Annotated in this window: 15 protein-coding genes and 2 pseudogenes; 9 read left to right on the top strand and 8 right to left on the bottom strand. The window is 60.2% G+C overall.

The window, feature by feature from the left end:
• Positions 1-34: 34 nt before the first annotated feature.
• Complete coding sequence (locus KGA89_RS02595) at positions 35-889, bottom strand: MBL fold metallo-hydrolase (RefSeq protein WP_038858447.1); 855 nt, start codon at positions 887-889, stop codon at positions 35-37.
• The gene (locus KGA89_RS02590; RefSeq protein WP_038858450.1) at positions 886-1,395 is read right to left on the bottom strand and encodes a hypothetical protein; all 510 of its coding nucleotides are present in this window, start codon (positions 1,393-1,395) and stop codon (positions 886-888) included. The genes KGA89_RS02595 and KGA89_RS02590 overlap by 4 nt, the downstream gene beginning before the upstream one ends.
• A gap of 127 nt (positions 1,396-1,522) precedes the next feature.
• Between KGA89_RS02590 and KGA89_RS02585 the strand changes: the two genes are divergently transcribed.
• The 5 genes and pseudogenes from KGA89_RS02585 to KGA89_RS30630 all read left to right on the top strand — a co-directional run bounded on the left by KGA89_RS02585 (position 1,523) and on the right by KGA89_RS30630 (position 7,543).
• On the top strand, positions 1,523-2,410 hold the full coding sequence (locus KGA89_RS02585; RefSeq protein WP_038858451.1) for a LysR substrate-binding domain-containing protein: 888 nt from the start codon (positions 1,523-1,525) through the stop codon (positions 2,408-2,410).
• A 209-nt stretch (positions 2,411-2,619) separates the two neighbouring features.
• A complete protein-coding gene (locus tag KGA89_RS02580) occupies positions 2,620-3,792 on the top strand; it encodes an ABC transporter substrate-binding protein (RefSeq protein ID WP_223470467.1) in 1,173 nt (390 codons plus the stop codon).
• 31 nt (positions 3,793-3,823) lie between these two features.
• Positions 3,824-6,136: pseudogene (locus KGA89_RS30640) on the top strand (ATP-binding protein); the annotation flags it as partial.
• A 51-nt stretch (positions 6,137-6,187) separates the two neighbouring features.
• Positions 6,188-6,682 (top strand): annotated as a pseudogene (locus tag KGA89_RS30635) (response regulator transcription factor); the annotation flags it as partial.
• Positions 6,683-7,543 carry a sensor histidine kinase gene (locus tag KGA89_RS30630; protein ID WP_375538863.1) on the top strand — a complete coding sequence of 287 codons (861 nt, stop codon included), beginning with the start codon at positions 6,683-6,685 and terminating at the stop codon, positions 7,541-7,543.
• Positions 7,544-7,596: 53 nt separating this feature from the next.
• Here the strand turns inward: KGA89_RS30630 and KGA89_RS02570 are convergent, their stop codons facing one another.
• Positions 7,597-8,106 (bottom strand): Lrp/AsnC family transcriptional regulator, encoded by a 510-nt coding sequence (locus KGA89_RS02570; protein ID WP_038858455.1) that lies wholly within the window; start codon positions 8,104-8,106, stop codon positions 7,597-7,599.
• Positions 8,107-8,305: 199 nt separating this feature from the next.
• Between KGA89_RS02570 and KGA89_RS02565 the strand changes: the two genes are divergently transcribed.
• From KGA89_RS02565 to mdeB, 4 genes are all read left to right on the top strand, one after another.
• Positions 8,306-9,322 carry a 1-aminocyclopropane-1-carboxylate deaminase gene (locus KGA89_RS02565; RefSeq protein WP_003200489.1) on the top strand — a complete coding sequence of 339 codons (1,017 nt, stop codon included), beginning with the start codon at positions 8,306-8,308 and terminating at the stop codon, positions 9,320-9,322.
• 157 nt (positions 9,323-9,479) lie between these two features.
• The gene (locus tag KGA89_RS02560; RefSeq protein ID WP_223470465.1) at positions 9,480-9,941 is read left to right on the top strand and encodes a transketolase; all 462 of its coding nucleotides are present in this window, start codon (positions 9,480-9,482) and stop codon (positions 9,939-9,941) included.
• Positions 9,942-9,997: 56 nt separating this feature from the next.
• Positions 9,998-10,420, top strand: coding sequence for a hypothetical protein (locus KGA89_RS02555; protein ID WP_223470463.1), 423 nt, complete (start codon positions 9,998-10,000; stop codon positions 10,418-10,420).
• Positions 10,417-13,116 (top strand): alpha-ketoglutarate dehydrogenase, encoded by a 2,700-nt coding sequence (gene mdeB, locus KGA89_RS02550; protein ID WP_223470462.1) that lies wholly within the window; start codon positions 10,417-10,419, stop codon positions 13,114-13,116. Before KGA89_RS02555 ends, mdeB begins: the two co-directional genes overlap by 4 nt.
• A 588-nt stretch (positions 13,117-13,704) precedes the next feature.
• Here mdeB and KGA89_RS02545 read toward each other — a convergent pair.
• The 5 genes from KGA89_RS02545 to KGA89_RS02525 all read right to left on the bottom strand — a co-directional run bounded on the left by KGA89_RS02545 (position 13,705) and on the right by KGA89_RS02525 (position 18,579).
• Entirely contained in the window at positions 13,705-13,866 is a 162-nt protein-coding gene (locus tag KGA89_RS02545) for a nucleoid-structuring protein H-NS (RefSeq protein ID WP_157803399.1), read from the bottom strand.
• A gap of 147 nt (positions 13,867-14,013) precedes the next feature.
• Positions 14,014-15,159 carry a M20 family metallopeptidase gene (locus KGA89_RS02540; RefSeq protein ID WP_223470460.1) on the bottom strand — a complete coding sequence of 382 codons (1,146 nt, stop codon included), beginning with the start codon at positions 15,157-15,159 and terminating at the stop codon, positions 14,014-14,016.
• A complete protein-coding gene (locus KGA89_RS02535; RefSeq protein ID WP_013692947.1) occupies positions 15,156-16,580 on the bottom strand; it encodes a M20 family metallopeptidase in 1,425 nt (474 codons plus the stop codon). The genes KGA89_RS02540 and KGA89_RS02535 overlap by 4 nt, the downstream gene beginning before the upstream one ends.
• Positions 16,577-17,566 carry an ABC transporter ATP-binding protein gene (locus KGA89_RS02530; RefSeq protein ID WP_057447900.1) on the bottom strand — a complete coding sequence of 330 codons (990 nt, stop codon included), beginning with the start codon at positions 17,564-17,566 and terminating at the stop codon, positions 16,577-16,579. Before KGA89_RS02530 ends, KGA89_RS02535 begins: the two co-directional genes overlap by 4 nt.
• Entirely contained in the window at positions 17,563-18,579 is a 1,017-nt protein-coding gene (locus tag KGA89_RS02525; RefSeq protein ID WP_223470459.1) for an ABC transporter ATP-binding protein, read from the bottom strand. The genes KGA89_RS02530 and KGA89_RS02525 overlap by 4 nt, the downstream gene beginning before the upstream one ends.
• Positions 18,580-18,619 lie beyond the last annotated feature (40 nt).

Here is an 18,619-nt window from a genome sequence, read left to right as displayed (position 1 = left end):
ACTGTCGTAAGACGACTTGCTGCCCGTACCTGGCTTACGTCTCGTAAGCAATGGTGTAGCTGTTACCGGAACGCTTGATATGAGCAAAGCCGAGCGCGGCCAAGTGCATGCCAGCGACCATCAAGTTGTCTGAACTGGCAACATCCAGCAGCCTCGTTCGCGTGGCCGCCGATAGCAATGGGTCCTGGTCGAAGGCAATCGTGACATCGGGGCGCGCGATCTGAATCTGAGGAAAATGAACGATATCGCCCCACACCAGCAGGCTGCTCGCCGCAGACTCGAAGCGGTAGCCGCAATGCCCGACGGTATGCCCAGGCAACGGCATCGCGCTGATTCCAGGCAGTACGTCATTGGCGGTGAACGGGCGCAGATTTTGCCGGTACCGCTCGAACACCCTTCGTGCAAACAGAAAGTTTCCACGCGCGCGTTCACTGGCTTGACCAAGGTGGCCATCGTCCTCCCAGAACGCTAGCTCTCGCTGGTGCACAACCAATTCAGCATTGGTGAAGGCCATTTCTCCCGCTGCATTCAACAAGCCACCGATGTGGTCGGGGTGCGCGTGCGTCAGCAGAATCGTATTTATTTCGCCGGGTTGCACGCCAGCCAATGCAAGATTGGCCAGCAACTCGCCGCCCCATTGATTGAAACCGCCGGCGCCGGCGTCGATCAGAATCGTGCGGCCACGCCCACGTACCAGATAACAATTGATATGGATCGACGCTGGCTCGCTGATCCCGGCGGCTAACTGAAGTCGGGCCGCCTCCGTTGGCGCGATATTGGCGAGAAAATCCAGGCTCGCACCCAAGTAGCCATCGCTGATGGCTGTGATTGAAAACTCGCCGATTTGCTGGCTGGGGAGTCTCCGGTGATTTATGTCCACGTTACTCATGACTGTAACTGCACGGTCATTGCGCAATAGACATCCAGCCCTTGCAGATCGCTGTCCTTTGCCTGAGTGCAATCCAGTTTGGCCAGCCAACGGTGTGCAGGTCTCTTGTCCAAAGCAACTGCGTGTAGCGCTAAAGGTGTAAGGCCTAATTCAATCAGTATTTGAGGGCCTTGTTCACTGAGCAACAGGAATTCGTCCGCGCCCACGGCAACGGCTCGGTCCAGCCCGGCATAGAGGTTGCGCCTCCAATCAGTGATGTGCGACTGCCAACGGGAAAAATTGCCACCCCCTTTTTGGCGGTACTCGTCGCTCTGCAACACGGCTGGCGTGTCGACTGAATGCAGGGCCAGGTAGGCCGGGCAATTGCCGCTCAAGGCTTTGAAACGCTGTGAGGAGCTAAATCCGCTCACCGAGATCAGCGCTGGCAGTTTTTCCAGGCTGTAAAACGCGTTCCACTCGGCTTCGCTGGCGGGTTCAGCGTAGTTGCATTCGACTGTGTAAATCATAAATTTCACTTCATGGGTTGATGTTTCATCATGCTAGTGGCACGGTAATCGCTTATAAAACGACTTTATTGCACCATTCAGTGACTAAACATCAAGGTGGATGCCTAGACTTGCCTCAGGAAAACCCATGCGTCGAAAACTCCCTAGTAACGCCGCCTTGATAGCCTTTGAAACAGCAGCCCGTCATGGCAGTTTCGCCCGTGCCGCAAACGAATTGGCCTTGACCGAAGGCGCCATCAGTCGGCAGATGGGGCGCCTGGAAGCCTTTCTGGGCGTTACGCTATTCGAGCGCGTTGGCAACCGCGTGCGGCTTTTGCCTAACGGTGAGCGCTACGCTGCCCAAGTGCGCGAACTACTCGACCGGCTCGACAGGGAAAGCCAGTATTTGATGGGCCAGCCCAACGACGGCGCAAGCCTGGATATCGCCGTCAGCCCAACCTTTGCCCTGCGTTGGCTAATTCCTCGGTTGTCCGGCTTTGGCGAGCAACACCCGAATATCTGCGTGCACCTCTCGGAACGTATGGAACCGTTCGTGCTTGCCGGCAGCGGCTTCGATGCCGCTATCCATTTTGAGCACCCAGCTTGGACAGGCATGCATACGCATCGGCTGTTGAGCGAAGTGTTGATTCCTGTCTGTCATCCTGACCTCCTGGACCCGGGCAAGCAGGCAACGGCTCTGGATTCACTGCCGCGATTGCACCGCCGGCAGAACCCGGATGCCTGGCAGCGCTATGCCCAGGAAACCGGGATTTTCCTGAGCAACGCAGCGATGGGCGCGCGCTACGATTTGCATGCGATGTTGATCGAAGCCGCACTGGCTGGTCTCGGCGTGGCACTTGTACCGCGCTTGTACGTGGAAGCAGAGCTGGCGCAAGGCCGGCTGGTTGCGCCATGGCCGCAGGCGACGAATGTCGCCAAGACTTTTTGCCTCGTGTTACCCGAGCCCCTTGAGCTGAGCTGTGTGCCCATCCAGGCATTTGCGCATTGGCTTTTGAAGGAAGCGCAGGTGAAGTAGGGGCGTGCAGTGGTGTCAGTACCGGGTCGATTCCGTAGGCCACGCTAGTATTGATCACCCCCGGGTGACAGTGTCGGTGCGCGACCAGGGGCGCTCAGTTGGCTGAAATCCTCCATGGCCGCGCGAAGCGGGCACGTTGAGACTATGCTCATTGCCACTGCAGGCAATGTGCTGGTTTCACGTGTCGCCCACCAAGGAAAGGAGTCTGTATGTGTCTGATTCTTCATGCCCGGTTCTATTATCTGAATGGTCGAATGCGCAGTCTGGTAACACGTGTCCATCGGCGTATTTCGAACGCCCACAAAATCTTCTGGCGCTTCGCCGGCTGCGTGACCGGGCTGGTGCTGGTTGCTGTCGATCCGGCCCAAGCTGCCGACGGCGGCATCGTCGGCGGCTCTACCGCAAGCTATAGCATTGCCTTCAGCAACTCCTACGCGGGCAGCGATTTTCGCAAGGTGATGGTGCGCAACTGGCAGGAGATTGCGGCCCAGGCGCAAAAGGATGGCTTGATCCGCGAGGCTCCGGTGGTCAGCGCCAATAACTCGGCATCGGAACAAGCGGCCCATATCCAGGACATGATCGTCAAGGGCGCCAACGCCATCGTCATCCTGGCCGCGTCCGACACGGCCCTCAACGGGGTGATCCGCGATGCCTGCAACGCCGGCATCGTGGTGGTCGTCATGGCCAGCCTGGTCACCGAACCCTGCGTCTATACCGTCGACTACAACTGGTCCGCCATGGGCCGCGTGGAAATGGACTATATCGCCGGGCGCCTCAAGGGGAACGGAACGCTGCTGGAGATTCGCGGCATTGCCGGCGATGCCACCGATAAAAACATCAGCGACGGCATTCGCAAGGCCGCTGGCGACTATCCGGGCCTGAAGTTCGCCAAGACGGTATACGGGAACTGGACGGCTTCTGTCGCACGCAAGGAGGTGGCGCTGGCGCTGCCGTCGCTGCCCAGTATTGATGCCGTCGCGACTCAGGGCGGTGACGGTTATGGCGCAGCCATGGCGTTCAAGGCAGCGGGACGCCCTTTGCCAATCATCGTGATGGGGAACCGTCAGGACGAACTCGCCCTGTGGAAACAGGAGCGCGATGCCAATGGCTACGAGACCGTCTCTGTCTCCGCTTCCCCAAGCGTCTCCCAGGTGGGTTTCTGGGTGGCCCAGCAGATTCTGGCGGGCAAGCAGGTGCCGAAGTTCGTCGAGGTGCCGCTGGTACGCATCGATGCGAAAGACCTGGACACCTGGCTCGCCACGATGCCGGTGGGCGGCGCTGCCAATCCTTCCTACAGCCAGGCTTCCGTTGCGGCGATGATCGACGCGGCCATCAGCAATACGGCGCCGCCGACGCCTTTGCCGGAGGCGACGAAGCCGTAGTGGCAGGCTTGGAGCGAGGAGGCGAGGCGCCATGTTGACATTCAAATCCTCCACGGACAGGCCCATTGCCATCAGGATTGGCCTGGCGGTCGCCGCGCTGGTGTTCCTGATGCTGGTGGTGTCGCTCGTGAACCTCTATGGCCTGCGAGGCATGGTTCGTGCGGTGGATTCCGCCAGCCATTCCGCGGAAATTCTGGCCTCGGTCAACGGAGCCACCGGGCGGGTGGAAAACTTCATCGCCACTCGCGACCAGGAAAGCCTGTCCCAGGCCGAAGGCATGGTGGCGACGGCTATCGCCGGCCTCTCCGCCATTCCGGTGACAGAGGCGCAATCGCTCAAGGGCAGCCTGGAAAGGCTCGCCGCGGCAATCGCCGCCTTGCGGGCGGCGACCCTGACCATGGATGGCGAAACGGAGAACATGACAGCCCACTACGGGCGGATGCGAGAGGCGACGATTCTCGTCGAACAGGGCATCGCCGATGGGCTGAAGGGGATTGATGCCCGCGCCGCTGAGCACGAGGCGCGGGTGAGCGGCATCGAAAGTGCTCACCGCATTCTGGATATCCTGCGCGACGGCGAACGGATCATCATCGTCAATGTGGCCAAGATGCTGGTGTCCGGTGATGGGGCGGCCGTCACTGCGGCGCGCAACGCCTGCGCGGCGCTCCCGCCGGTGGTCGAGCAATTGCGCGAGTTGATGGAGGCGCCGCAGGAGCGAGAGACGTTGGACCAGTTGGCGACGGCGGTCGCTGCTGTCAGCCTGGCGGTCGAGCACCTTGGCGAGACGCCCAAGCTCCGGGGAGACGAGGCTTTGCGGCATCTGGCCGCCGTCGAGGATCTGGTCGAGCGCCTCGATGTCATGCTGGGTGAAGTGGACGAGCATGTTTCCCGTGACGAAAATGACATTCAGGCAGCAACCGGCTTGTTGCACAACGCAGCCGCGTTGTCCAAGCGTTTCGCCGAGCGTGTTGCCACCCTGGAGGCGCAGACCTTGTCGTTTCGCCTGTCACCGTCGGCCGAGGTCGCCGGTTCGGTCGGCGAGATTCTGGACGAGCTCTCCCGTCTCGCGCGGGTCCTCCCTTCGTCCGTGGGGTTGCAAGCCAAGGCTACCCCGCTGACTGTCAGCGATCAGATTGCCGGCTACAGGGCGGCATTCGCCCGGTTTGATCAGGCGAGCAACGCCTTGAGCGGCGCGCGCGACCAGGTTCGCAACGAGGCACGAAGCGCCGGCCTGTTGGTGGCACGCTTCGCAGGCCAGGCGCGCTCCGATGCCTTGATCCACAATGATCGCGGCATGCTTGCGACGATCATTGCGGGTACCGTCGCCATCCTGCTGGCCGGCGCTATCGCCTGGAGCACGTCGCGATTCATCGCCCAGCCCATCGTGGCCCTGGCCTCGGTGATGCGCCGGCTTGCGGCCGGCGACCTGAACGCAAAGATCGCCAGCGCCGAACGCGGCGACGAGATTGGAATCATGACCCGCGCCGTGCGGGTGTTCCAGGAGAATGCCCTGCGCATCCAGGTGCTGGAGGCCGAGGCCGAAGCCGAACGACAGCAAGTCCAGGCCTCTTTGGAGAGAATGGTCGCCGAGCGGACCGACGCGCTGCACCACCAGACCGAGGTGCTCGAGGCGCAGGCCATCGAACTCATTCAGGCGCGCAACCAGGCCGAGACGGCTAACCAGGCAAAGAGCGATTTCGTGGCCACGGTCAGCCACGAACTGCGCACCCCCCTGACCCTCATTCTCGCTCCCCTGGAACAGCTCTCGGCGGCGACGACCCCACCGGCGGACTGGCATGTGCAAGTCGACCGCGCCCAACGCAACGCGCTGCGCTTGATGAACCGGGTGAACGACATCCTCGATTTCTCCAAGGCCGAAGCGGGCAAGTTCGAGTTGTGTCCGATGCCAGTCGACTTGAACAAGACGGTGGGTGTGCTGGCCGAGGATGCCGCCATGGTGGCCGAGAGTAAAGGCTGCACCTTGACCTGCAGCATCGATCCCGCGCTCGGCACGGTGTTCCTGGACCCCCGGCACTTCGAGAAGATTCTCCTCAACCTGGTGAGCAATGCCATCAAGTTCACGCCCGCTGGCGGCACCGTGCACCTGACGGTGACTGCGCTTGATGGCGAGCGATTCGAATTTGCAGTGCAAGACTCGGGGATTGGCATTGCGCCTGACAAACTGCCGTTGCTGTTCCAGCGTTTTTCCCAGATCGACAATTCCGCCACACGCCACTACAGCGGCACCGGCATCGGTCTCGCCCTGGTCAAGGATCTGGTCGAACTGATGGGGGGCGAAGTCGGCGTCAACAGCGAGCCCGGACAGGGCTCGTGTTTCTTTGTTCGACTTCCGCTGGGGGCCGAGCAAAACACTGTACCGACCGAAGTCAGCAACATGTTCGAGCGATCATCACCGAGCACGGCAAGCACAACCGAGCAGCGCCACCTGCGTTTCGACGACGTTCGCCTTGGCATTCGCAATGACCGGGCGCCGATGGAAGAAGCGGACGAGCAGCACCCGGAACACGCCTTGCGATCCAAAGTTCTGGTAGTCGACGACAGCCCGGAAATGCTTGGCTATCTCAGCGAACTGTTGCGCGACGACTACAGCGTCGCCACCGCAACTGATGGAGAGCAGGCCTGGGCACTCCTGCAGCTTCACCCCATCGATGTCGTCGTCTCGGATGTGATGATGCCGAAGCTCGATGGCTTCGGCCTGACTGCCAGAATCAAGGCCAGCCCCGGTTTTGCCCATTTGCCCGTGATCCTGGTGACCGCCCGCGGCGGTAGCGAGGCCTGCGTCTCCGGGCTGGAGAGTGGCGCCGATGACTATATCGCCAAACCCTTCTCGCCGCTGGAGCTCAAGGCTCGCATACGGGCGGTGCTACGCATGAGCCAGGTGCAAACCGAATTGAATGCAAAGTCCCGTCAGGCGGGCATGGCCGAAATCGCCACGACCGTGTTGCACAACGTCGGCAACGTCCTCAACAGCGTGAACGTATCGGCAGAACTGGTCAGCAGCCAGATGCGCACATCCAAGGCCCAGGGGCTGGGCAAGGTGGCGAAAATGATGAACGAACACGTCCATGACCTGAGCGACTTCCTCACCAAAGACCACAAGGGAAAGATGCTGCCTGATTACCTGCTCAAGCTGGCGAAAGTGGTGGCGCAAGAGCAACAGGGCATCATCGAAGAACTCGGGCAACTCACCAAGGGCATTGACCACATCAAGACCATTGTCGCTGCCCAGCAGTCCTATGCCGTCGCCGTCAGTATCGTCGAGACAGTGCCGGTCGCAGAGTTAATCGACGATGCCTTGCGCATGAGTGCTGGATTACTGGCGCGCCAGGAAGTGACGGTGGTCAAGGACATTGCCGACTTGCCCCTGCTGCCCCTGGACCGGCACCGGATGCTGCTGATTCTGGTGAACCTGATCAACAACGCCAAGCAGGCGCTGGACGGCGTGATCGATCGCAGCCGATGCGTCACGTTCAGCGCGTCCCTCGCTGACGGGGCAGTATTGCGTATCACGGTGGCCGACAACGGCAATGGGATTGCGCCTGAGCACCTGGCGCGCATCTTTTCCCATGGTTTCACGACGCGCAAAGACGGTCACGGTTTTGGCCTGCACAGTTGCGCGCTCGCTGCGCAGGAAATGGGTGGCAGCTTGACCGTGCACAGCGAGGGGGGTGGGCAGGGCGCTACCTTTATCCTCGATATTCCCCTTGATGCGCCGCTGAGTAAGCGGTGAACGCCGAACCGGCACATTCTACGGGTCGATGATATGGCGGGCTGACCGGAGCCTCAAAGAGGGATGTGGGTTGTCGACAAGACCTGGCGCAAGCCCATGAACGAGCGAATCTGGCGAACCCCGGGCAGGTAAAGCAATTGCTCCGCGTGGAGCCGGTTGAAACTGTTGCTGTCCTTGGTGCGCAGCAACATGAAGTAGTCGAACTCCCCCGTCACCACATGGCACTCCATGCAGCCGGACACCTTTTGTGCGGCCGCCTCGAATGCGGCGAAGGATTCCGGTGTGGAGCGATCCAGCACTACGCCGATCAAGACCACCATCCCCGCATCCAGCGCTTCATTGTCCAGCAGCGCGACAATGTCCTTGATCAGGCCGACCTGCTTGAGCCGTTCGACGCGCCTGAGGCAAGCAGGGGCACTCAATTTCACCTTCTCCGCCAGAGCCACGTTGGAGATGGAGGCATCTCGTTGCAGGGTCTTGAGAATGGCGCGGTCGGTTCGATCCAGTGGATGCGGCACTGGGTCTGAGGTGTCTGGCTTCTTGCGAACATTTGTTGCTTTCATATAGATTTCTACGCAATGAAAGTATGTTTTGTGTGCTGTTCTGAAAGTTATGTTTCTTTATGTGATGGAAACTTGCAACACATATTTTCCGGATTCTTCTTAATATTGAACTCATCGAAGCGCCTCCTGAAAGAGCCTGGAATGCGGCCTTTTCCCTTTCGGTCTGGCGCTTGGATATCCAATATCAAGGAGCAGAGTCATGAACCTGAATCGTTTTGAACGTTATCCATTGACCTTCGGTCCTTCTCCCATCACGCCCTTGAAGCGCCTCAGTCAACATCTGGGGGGCAAGGTCGAGCTGTATGCCAAACGTGAAGACTGCAACAGTGGCCTGGCCTTTGGTGGGAACAAGACGCGCAAGCTCGAATACCTCATTCCCGAAGCGATCGAGCAAGGCTGCGATACGCTGGTTTCCATCGGCGGCATCCAGTCGAACCAGACCCGCCAGGTCGCTGCCGTCGCTGCCCACTTGGGCATGAAGTGCGTGTTGGTGCAGGAAAACTGGGTGAACTATTCCGACGCGGTGTATGACCGCGTAGGCAACATCGAGATGTCGCGGATCATGGGCGCTGATGTGCGGCTTGACGCTGCTGGCTTCGATATTGGCATTCGGCCAAGTTGGGAAAAGGCCATGAGCGATGTCGTGGAGCAGGGAGGCAAACCGTTTCCGATTCCGGCGGGTTGTTCCGAGCATCCCTATGGCGGCCTCGGTTTCGTCGGCTTTGCCGAAGAGGTGCGGCAGCAGGAAAAGGAACTGGGCTTCAAGTTTGACTACATCGTGGTCTGCTCGGTGACCGGCAGTACGCAGGCGGGCATGGTTGTCGGTTTCGCGGCTGACGGTCGTTCGAAGAATGTGATTGGTATCGATGCTTCGGCCAAGCCGGAACAGACCAAGGCACAGATCCTGCGCATCGCCCGACACACCGCTGAGTTGGTGGAGTTGGGGCGCGAGATTACGGAAGAGGACGTGGTGCTCGATACGCGTTTTGCCTACCCGGAATATGGCTTGCCCAACGAAGGCACATTGGAAGCCATCCGACTGTGCGGCAGCCTTGAAGGCGTGCTGACAGACCCGGTGTATGAAGGTAAATCGATGCACGGCATGATTGAAATGGTCCGTCGTGGTGAATTCCCCGAAGGTTCCAAAGTGCTTTACGCACACTTGGGTGGGGCGCCGGCGCTGAACGCCTACAGCTTCCTGTTTCGTAACGGCTAAGCGTAGAACTGCTTGGAGTTGCCTGTGGAGCGAGCTTGCTCGCGATAGCGATTTGTCAGTTACCTCCGTAGGCACTGAACCAACGCTATCGCGAGCAAGCTCGCTCCCACAGGGGATTGTGTCAGCCAGGCTCAGGAATCACGCTGGGAGTACCACCATGCATACGATATCGCAGTCTGCAATCTGGGTGAAAGAACCGTTGGCGGATACCGGAGTTGTCATCGTGACCAGCGCCGCTTTGCCCAAGTACATGATTGACAAGTTGCACATGGCGATCGACGACTGGGACCAGGTTGCTTATCTGGTGGTCCAGCAATCCAGGGCGTTCATGCTCGACTGGTTGCAGTTTGGGTCCAACCCGATAGATACGGCGCCGGCGACCACTTGCCGGGCCAGCCAACTGCTGCGCGGCGTATCCAAAGGCTGCTTTTTACTGGATGTCGAAGTCAGCCCGATACCCCGTCTCACCTGGCTGGGATCAGTCTGCGGTCACCCACTGCGTGTCCTCAAACTGGAAGACGCAGCCTCCCATGCAGCGATCGATAAACAGGTGGAAGAGATTTTATCGGTGACCCGGACACTGGTGAAAAGCGGGTTGCAAGAGCGTTGTTTCATTTAGCGAAAGTCATCGCCACATACGCCTGAATTTATGACCCCAATGGAAAGGCCGCACTCATGAGCCGACCTGCCGACTGTCGTTCCAAAACCATGAAGTGGATGCGTGAACCTTCGAGCTGTACCCGCATCGTTGTCATCGTGTCCGCAATTGACAGTGATCATATTGACCTGATGCATCATGGGTTCAGCTGTTTTGACAATATCGCGCTTGCACAGCTTGAAGCTTCGGATACAGGGGCTGACAGGTGCGTTGAAGTACACGTAGCAGGGTGTGATTACAGCTTTCTCGTTTGCGGTGAACTTGAAGAGTATCTGTTGAACAATCTTTCCATTGGCAACCCGTGCATCTACCAGATAGGGCAAGACAGCTGGGCCGAGCGCTCCGTCATTGACGCGGTAGAGCAAGTCAAGAAACTCGCCCGATTGAGCTATTCGCGCCACCTGGAAGCGTTGCCCGACATTTGCAGGAGATGCCCATGAACCTGTCCGATATTCGTGCCCAATGGCCGGGCCAGACCACCGAAGATGCTCAAGAAGTTGCTGAATGGCGGGACGCCTTGCTGTCGGTTATCGCCCATAGCGGCACGGCACAGGCCAAACAGATTCTCGACATGCTGGTGGCTGTGGCAAGCGCCTCGGATATCGGTTGGCGGCCCAGCCATGGCACGCCATACATCAATACCATCAGCGTTGAGTGCCAGCCGGTATTTCCAGGGGACCTGGCCATCGAAGAACGACTGGCCTCGATCATGCGCTGGAATGCGTTGGCCATGGTTGCCAGGGCCAACTACGCCTACGGCGAATTGGGCGGCCATATTGCCAGTTATGCCAGCGCGGCGGATTTGTTCGAAGTGGGCTTCAACCATTTTTTCAAAGCGCGAACCGAAAGCAGCGGTGGCGATCTGGTGTTCTATCAACCGCACTCGGCGCCAGGGGTCTATGCCCGGGCGTTCCTCGAGGGACGTCTGGAAGAACAGGATCTGCTGCATTATCGGCAAGAGATCAGCGCGCGCGCCAAGGGTGTCCGGGGTCTGTCGAGTTACCCGCATCCTTGGTTGATGCCGGACTTCTGGCAGTTTCCGACCGGTTCCATGGGCATTGGTCCGATCAGCTCGATCTACCAGGCGCGCTTCATGCGTTACCTGGAGCATCGAGGCCTGCAAGACACCTCCGGGCGAACCGTCTGGGGCGTGTTTGGCGACGGGGAAATGGATGAGCCGGAAAGCATGTCGGCACTGACGCTGGCCGCGCGGGAAGGACTGGATAATCTGGTCTGGGTGGTCAATTGCAACCTGCAACGGCTGGACGGGCCGGTGCGTGGCAATGGTCGCATCATCGACGAGTTGGAGGCGCTGTTTGGTGGTGCAGGCTGGAACGTCATCAAACTGGTTTGGGGCGCTGACTGGGACGGCTTGTTTGCGCGCGATGCGGATGGCGCGCTGGTCAAGGCGCTATCGAGCACCGTCGATGGCCAGTTCCAGACGTTCGCGGCAAAAGACGGGCGCTTTAACCGTGATCATTTCTTTGGCCAGAACGAGGCATTGGCGCAGCTGGCACAAGGCCTGACCGATGAACAGATCGACCGCCTGAAACGTGGCGGTCACGACATGGTGAAGATCTTCGCCGCCTATCAACGCGCGCTGCTCGAAGGCAAGAAACCTACCGTGATTCTGGCGCAGACCAAGAAGGGCTTCGGCATGGGCGATGCCGGGCAGGGCAAGATGACCGTGCACCAGCAGAAGAAGCTCGACAGGGAGGCGCTGATCGCGTTCCGCAATCGCTTCAACCTGCCGTTGACCGATGAACAGGCCGCCTCGTTGAGCTTCTTCAAACCCGATGAAGACAGTGCTGAAATGCGCTATCTGCATGAGCGCCGCCGTGCATTGGGCGGCTACATGCCATCGCGTCCTTCGACTGCCGAATCATTGGCGGTGCCTGACGTCAGCAGCTATGGCGCATTTGCTGTTGCTGCCGAAGGCAAGGAAATGTCCACCACCATGGCGTTCGTTCGAATGCTCAGTGGTTTGCTGCGGGACAAACAGCTGGGTCCGCGCATCGTGCCGATCGTGGCGGATGAAGCGCGTACGTTCGGCATGGCCAGCCTGTTCAAGCAGATCGGCATTTACTCCAGCGTGGGGCAGCGATATGAGCCGGAAGACATCGGTTCGATCCTGAGCTATCGAGAAGCGCTGGACGGCCAGATTCTCGAAGAGGGCATCAGCGAGGCCGGGGCAATCAGCTCCTGGGTTGCAGCGGCGACCAGCTATTCGGTGCATGGCTTGCCGATGCTGCCGTTCTACATCTACTACTCGATGTTCGGCTTCCAGCGCATCGGCGACCTGATCTGGGCGGCGGCGGATCAACGGGCCCGCGGCTTTCTGCTCGGGGCCACCGCAGGCCGCACGACATTGGGTGGCGAAGGTCTGCAGCACCAGGACGGCAACAGTCATCTGATGGCGGCGATGGTCCCCAACTGCCGTGCTTACGATCCGGCATTTGCCGGCGAGTTCGCGGTGATCCTGGACCATGGCATGCGCCAGATGCTGGAGCGTCAGGTGGACGAGTTTTATTACGTCACATTGATGAACGAGAACTACCCGCAGCCCAGCCTTCCCGATGGTGTCGAACAGGCGATTATCAAGGGCATGTATCGGTTCGCCCGGCATGAAGTCGAGGATGCGCGTGGAAGTGTTCAGTTGTTGGGTTCCGGCGCCATCCTGCGCGAAGTGATTGCCGCCGCCGAGTTGCTGGCCAGCGATTGGGGCATCGACAGTCAGGTCTGGAGCGTTACCAGCTTCACCGAGCTGGCACGTGATGCCCGTGAAGTGGAACGCTGGAACCGACTGCATCCTGGACAGCCTTCGCGCTGCAGTCATGTCCAGGCGTCGCTCAATGACTCGACGCCGATCATTGCCTGCACTGACTATGTTCGCGCCTTGCCGCAGTTGATCGCCAGTTATCTCGATGCCCGTTACACGGTACTCGGGACCGATGGGTTTGGCCGTAGTGATACCCGCGACCAGTTGCGCAGGTTCTTCGAAGTGGACCGCCACCAGATTGTCTTGAGTGCGCTGACTGCACTGATGCACATGGGGCGCCTCGATGCCAGTGTGTGTGCCGAGGCCATTGAGCGGTACGCCATTGATGTCGATGCGGTGGCCCCCTGGGAAGCTTGATTTCAAGAGGGGGGTATATCCGTTGTTGCGGTAACGGCCGCTTATGGTTCCGCTTTTACAGCGCCTCACTTTTGAAAAGCCCGGGAGCCGGCCCAGTCAAAAGTAAGCAAAACGCTTTTGCCCCACCACTCGGCACCTCGCCTAGGCTCGGTGTGCCTGAACGAAGGCATTGCTCCGTGGGCCCGCCGCGAAGGGCCATCCATGGCCCAGCGCGGCTAACCCGGCATCCATGCCGGGTTGCCCACTGCGCAATACCTTCGTTCAGCCAGCGTGGTTAACGGGGCGCCCGAGATCAACGTCCACCGCGAGGCGGCCTGGTAGCCGATCTGGTTCTTGATAGGACCGCGTTTCTTCTGTGGGAGCGGGCTTGCCCGCGAAGGCGGTGTGTCAGTTTGCGGTGATGTTGGATGTGCTGGCCTCATCGCGAGCAAGCTCGCTCCCACAGGTTTTGCGGTGCACATGGATTTTGTGTCTGCCAAAGATCCAATGTGGGAGCGAGCTTGCTCGCGATAGCGGAGGTTCAGCCACATCGGTGCCGAAATGTACCCCGCTCTTGCTCTTGCTTTAGATCTTGATCTGGGTGCCCCGTTAAACCACGCTGGCCGAACGCAGGCATTGCGCAGTGGGCATCCCGGCATGGATGCCGGGATAGCCGCGCTGGGCCATGGATGGCCCTTCGCGGCGGGCCCACGGAGCAATGCCGGAGTGAGGGCACACCGAGCCAAAGCGAGGTGCCAAGTGGTGGGGCATGAGCGCTTTGGTTACTTTCGCGCTTTTCGAAAGTGACCCGCTGTAAGAGCGGAACCCTAAGCCGCCGTTACCAAAAAAACGGATATACACACCCCCCGTCCAGAAAAACGCGAATAGATTCCCCCCCCAAAAAAAGCCTCAACTACCCTAGCCAACAGCCAGAATAGTCGCCACCAACGCCAGAGCCCGAGGCACCAGCGTATCCAGTTCCAGGTACTCACGCTCGGTATGAACCTTGCCACCCACCGGCCCGAGACCACACAGCGTCGGAATGCCCAGGCTGGCAGTGAATCCGGAGTCAGCACAACCACCGGTGAACTCGCCCTCCACACTGAAACCCAGCGCCAGGGCCTTTTGTTGGTAGATGTGCAGCAGCCGTTCGCTGTGACAGGCTTCCATCGGCAGAAAGGTCGTCGCTTCCTTGAGGATGGCGCGGGTGCCGATCAGCTCTTCTTCCGCGACGATGCCCAGGATCGCGGTAAAGATCTGATCCCAGTGCTCGAGTTCGATGAAGCGCACGTCCAGCCTGGCGGAGGCGCTAGGCGCGACGGTGTTGCTGGACGTGCCACCGGATATCAGGCCAACATTGGTCGTGATGCCTGCTGAATAATCGGTCAAGGCATGCAGCTTGACGATCTTGCGTGCGAGGGCTTCGATGGCACTGGCTCCGTCGGCATGGTTGACCCCGGCATGCGCCGCGCGGCCGCTGACTTCGATGATCAGCGTGGCGCCGCCTTTGCGTGCGCTGACCACGTTGCCGCTGGCCCGGCCGGGTTCGGTATTGAGCACGGCACGCGCGCCACGGGCGGTTTTTTCGATATGGGTTCTGGCGCTGCCGGAGCCGATTTCTTCGTCCCCGGTGTACAGGACCTGCACCGGATAGGGCAACTCACCGGCGCGTTTGAGAGCCTTGAGCGCGAAGCAATTGAGCACCAGGCCGCCTTTCATGTCGGCGACGCCGGGACCATAGGCGAGGTTGGCGTCGCGGCTGTAGCCGCGAGTCGAGGTGGTGCCTTTGGGGAACACCGTGTCGCGATGGCCCAGCAGCAGCACCGGCTTTCCAGAGGCGCCTGGCACTTCGGCGAGCATCACGTCGCCAAAACCATCGACTGGCATGCGCTTGAGCAGGATGCCGTCGGCTTCCAGTTCCGCCGCGAGCAGCGCGCCTACCGCGTCGACGCCCGCCTTGTCATAGCTGTTGGAGTCGGTGTCGACGATACGCTGCAGCAGCGCTTCCATGGCGTGGCGCTGGTCGGCAAGCCAGTCCAGCGCCTGTTGTGGCGTGGCACTCATTGCGCCTGCTCCCGCAACTGATGTTCCTGAGTCAGGCGTGCTGCGTCGTTGCCAAGGTCCCAGAACAGACCGGCCATGATTTGCAGGCTTTCCTTGACCACCGGCGCCAGTAAGTGCTCGTTCGGCGCATGTTGCGAGCAGGCCGGGTACGAGTGCGGCACCCACAATGTTGGCAGGCCGAGCACGTCGGCGAACACGTCGTTGGGCAGCGAGCCCCCAAGGTTTGGCAGCAGCGCAGGTTTTTTGCCGGTGGTCTGTGTCAAGGAGCTGAGTGCCCAATTGACCCACGGGCTTTGCGGGTCCAGCCGAGTGGCATGCATCACATCGATGCGGCTCTGCTTGACTTCGACATTGCTGAAGCCATGAGCATCCAGGTGGGCGCGAACAGCCGGGATGAAAGTCGTGTAGTCGCTGTTCACCACGAAGCGGATATGGCAGTGGGCATTGGCTTTACCTGGGATCGCATGCACCGGGGCGTCCGGGTTGCCGGTCTTGAAGGCGATGACGTCGAGGGTGTTCCAGCCGAATACTTTTTCGCTCAGCGAGAGCTGCGGGTTACCCCAGTTGGCGTCGATGTCCGGATCGCCCGGCCCGCCACCCACGTCAATATCGGCCAGCGCTTGGCGAACCGGCTCCGGCAGTGTCTCGGGCTGCAGGCCTGCCACCTTCACCCGGCCCTGTTCATCGATCATGCTTGCGATGGCATTGGCCAGAATGATGCCAGGGTTGGCCAGCAAGCCGCCCCAGTTGCCAGAGTGATGAGCGCCTTCGCGCAAGTTGACCACCAGCTCGAAGTTGAACACCCCACGCGAGCCGAGAAAAATCGTCGGTCGTGATGCCGCCAGGCGCGGGCCGTCCGAGGCGATGAAAACATCCGCCGCGAGCTCTTCGCTGTGGGCGGCACAGAACGCATTCAAGCCCGGCGAGCCTTCTTCTTCGCCCATTTCCAACAGCAGTTTGACGTTAAAACCCAGCTTGCCGTCGCGAGCCTTGAGCGTTTGCTCCAGCGCGGTCAGGTTGATCAGGTGCTGGCCTTTGTTGTCCGCCGTGCCGCGGCCATACCAGCGATCGCCTTCGACCGTGACTTGCCACGGTGACAGGCCTTCACGCCATTGCGCCTCATAGCCGCGCACCACATCACCGTGGCCGTAGCTGAGTACGGTCGGCAGTTCTGGATGCTCGATGCGGGTGGCGATCATGAAGGGCCCACGCTCTGCCACCGGGTTGTCATAGATATTGACGCTGAAGCCCATCGCCTTGACGTGGGGGGTGATGAAGTCATTGAGGTAGCGATACAACTCGGGCTGGCTGTCCGTTGCCTGGCTTTCGGTGGGCAAGGCGACGCTACGTTCGAGCAGATTGAAAAAGGCGCCGTTGTCGAATTGCTCTGTGGTGTTGCTGATGGCCAATGAACGACTCATGAGTGGACAAGCTCCAGTGTTTGGGCAGGATTGTCGTGAAGGTGGCAACGCACGTTGCCCCCGATAATGGAATCATTGGCCGGGTAGGCCGTTTTGCACGGTGCGAAGCAGCTCGGGCAGCGCGGGTGGAAAGCGCAACCGGACGGCGGTGACATCGGATTGGGAAAGGTGCCGTGCAGGCCGATATCGGGAATGCCCAGGTGCGGATCGGGCGTGAGCACCGAATCCAGCAAGGCGCGGGTATAGGGGTGGCCGGGTTCAGCAAACAACGATTCGCGCGTACGCTCTTCGACGATGCGCCCCAGGTACATCACCGCGACCCGGTCGGCGAGGTGTTCGATGACCGCGAGGTTGTGGCTGATCAGCAGATAGGTCAGGCCGAATTCGCGCTTGAGGTCTTGCAGCAGGTTGAGAATCTGCGCCTGCACCGACACATCCAGTGCTGAGGTGGGCTCGTCGCAGATCAGCACATCGGGGCGCATGATCAGCGCCCGTGCTATCGCGACTCGCTGGCGTTGTCCGCCGGACAGCTGGCTTGGGTAGCTGTCGATCACCCGCTTGGGCAGACCGACCACATCAAGCATCGCTTCGGTCTTCTTGCGCCGCTCGGCGGGGCTGCCGATGTCATGCACGATCAGCGGCAGGGTAATGATCTCGCGCAGTGTCTTGCGTGGGTTCAGCGAGGAATACGGGTCCTGGAATATCGGCTGAATGTGCCGGGACATTGCCTTGCGATCAGTCGCCGCCAGGTGTTTGCCGTTGACCAGCACATCGCCGCTGGTAGGCGGCAGCAGACCGAGCAGCAGCTTTGCCAGGGTACTTTTTCCGCAACCGGACTCACCTACCAGACCGAGAGTCTCGCCCCGCATCAGACGCAGGGAAACGCCATCGACGGCTTTCAGGGTGGCGGCGGGTTTGAAAAAGCCCTGGTTGATCCGAAACTCGCGGCGGATGTCACACAGCTCCAAAACGATGTCTTTTTTCATGACCGTGCACGCTCCTGAAGGCGAATCGGTGCTGGCGCCGGTGCGGCGAACAGGCAGCGCGCCATGTGTCCGTCCTGTTCGACTTCGGGGATGTTCTGCGCGCAGGTCGGTATCGCCTGAGCACAACGATTGCGAAACGCACACCCTTGCTGTTCGCCTATCAGGCTCGGCACCAGGCCTGGAATCGAACCCAGCGCCTCACCCGGCCTGGTCTGGCCAGGGATTGGAATACTGGCCAGCAGACCACGGGTGTACGGATGCTGCGGGTTCTCGAACAGTTGCAGGGCAGGGGCGGTTTCGACGATCTCCCCGGCATACATCACGGCGACCCGATCGGCGATCCGTGCCACCAGCCCAAGATCGTGGGTGATGAAGATCACCGCCAGGCCGAGTTCTTTCTGAATGTCGCGAATCAGGCGCAGGATCTGCGCTTGAATGGTCACGTCCAGTGCAGTGGTGGGCTCATCGGCGATGATCAGGTCCGGTTCGCACATCAACGCCATGGCGATGATCACCCGTTGGCGCAAACCGCCAGACAGTTGATGCGGATACTGCCGCAAGCGCTCGGTGGCATTGCTGATACCGACTTTCTCCAGCATCTGCCCGGCGCGAACCAGAGCATCCTTGCGCGACACCTTGCGATGCCGGGTCAGCACTTCGCTGAGTTGATCGCCAATGCTGTAGGCCGGGTTCAGCGAAGTCATCGGTTCCTGGAAGATCATCGCCAGGCGATTGCCGCGCAGGTCGCACATGTGCCGTTCGCTCTGGCCGATCATGTCGATACCGTCCAGCGTCAGCCGGGACGCGGTACGTTTGGCCTTGCGTGGCAACAGGTCCATCAGCGCCAGCGACGTCAAGGATTTACCGCAGCCTGATTCGCCGACGATGCACAGCATTTCACCGCGCTCGACTTCAAAGCTCAGACCGCGCACTGCATGCAGCGTGTCATCCGGCGTCGGGCTGTTGCCCATGGGGATATCCACGCGCAGGTTTTCTACATGGAGTAGTGCCATGTTCGGTACCCTCTATCAGTTACGGCGTCTATCAGCTACG

Source organism: Pseudomonas sp. A-RE-22, from assembly GCF_019956035.1.
GTDB classification, from domain to species: Bacteria; Pseudomonadota; Gammaproteobacteria; order Pseudomonadales; family Pseudomonadaceae; genus Aquipseudomonas; species Aquipseudomonas brassicacearum.
Note: the sequence above shows the minus strand (reverse complement) of the source record. Positions and strands in the feature narration are given on the sequence as shown.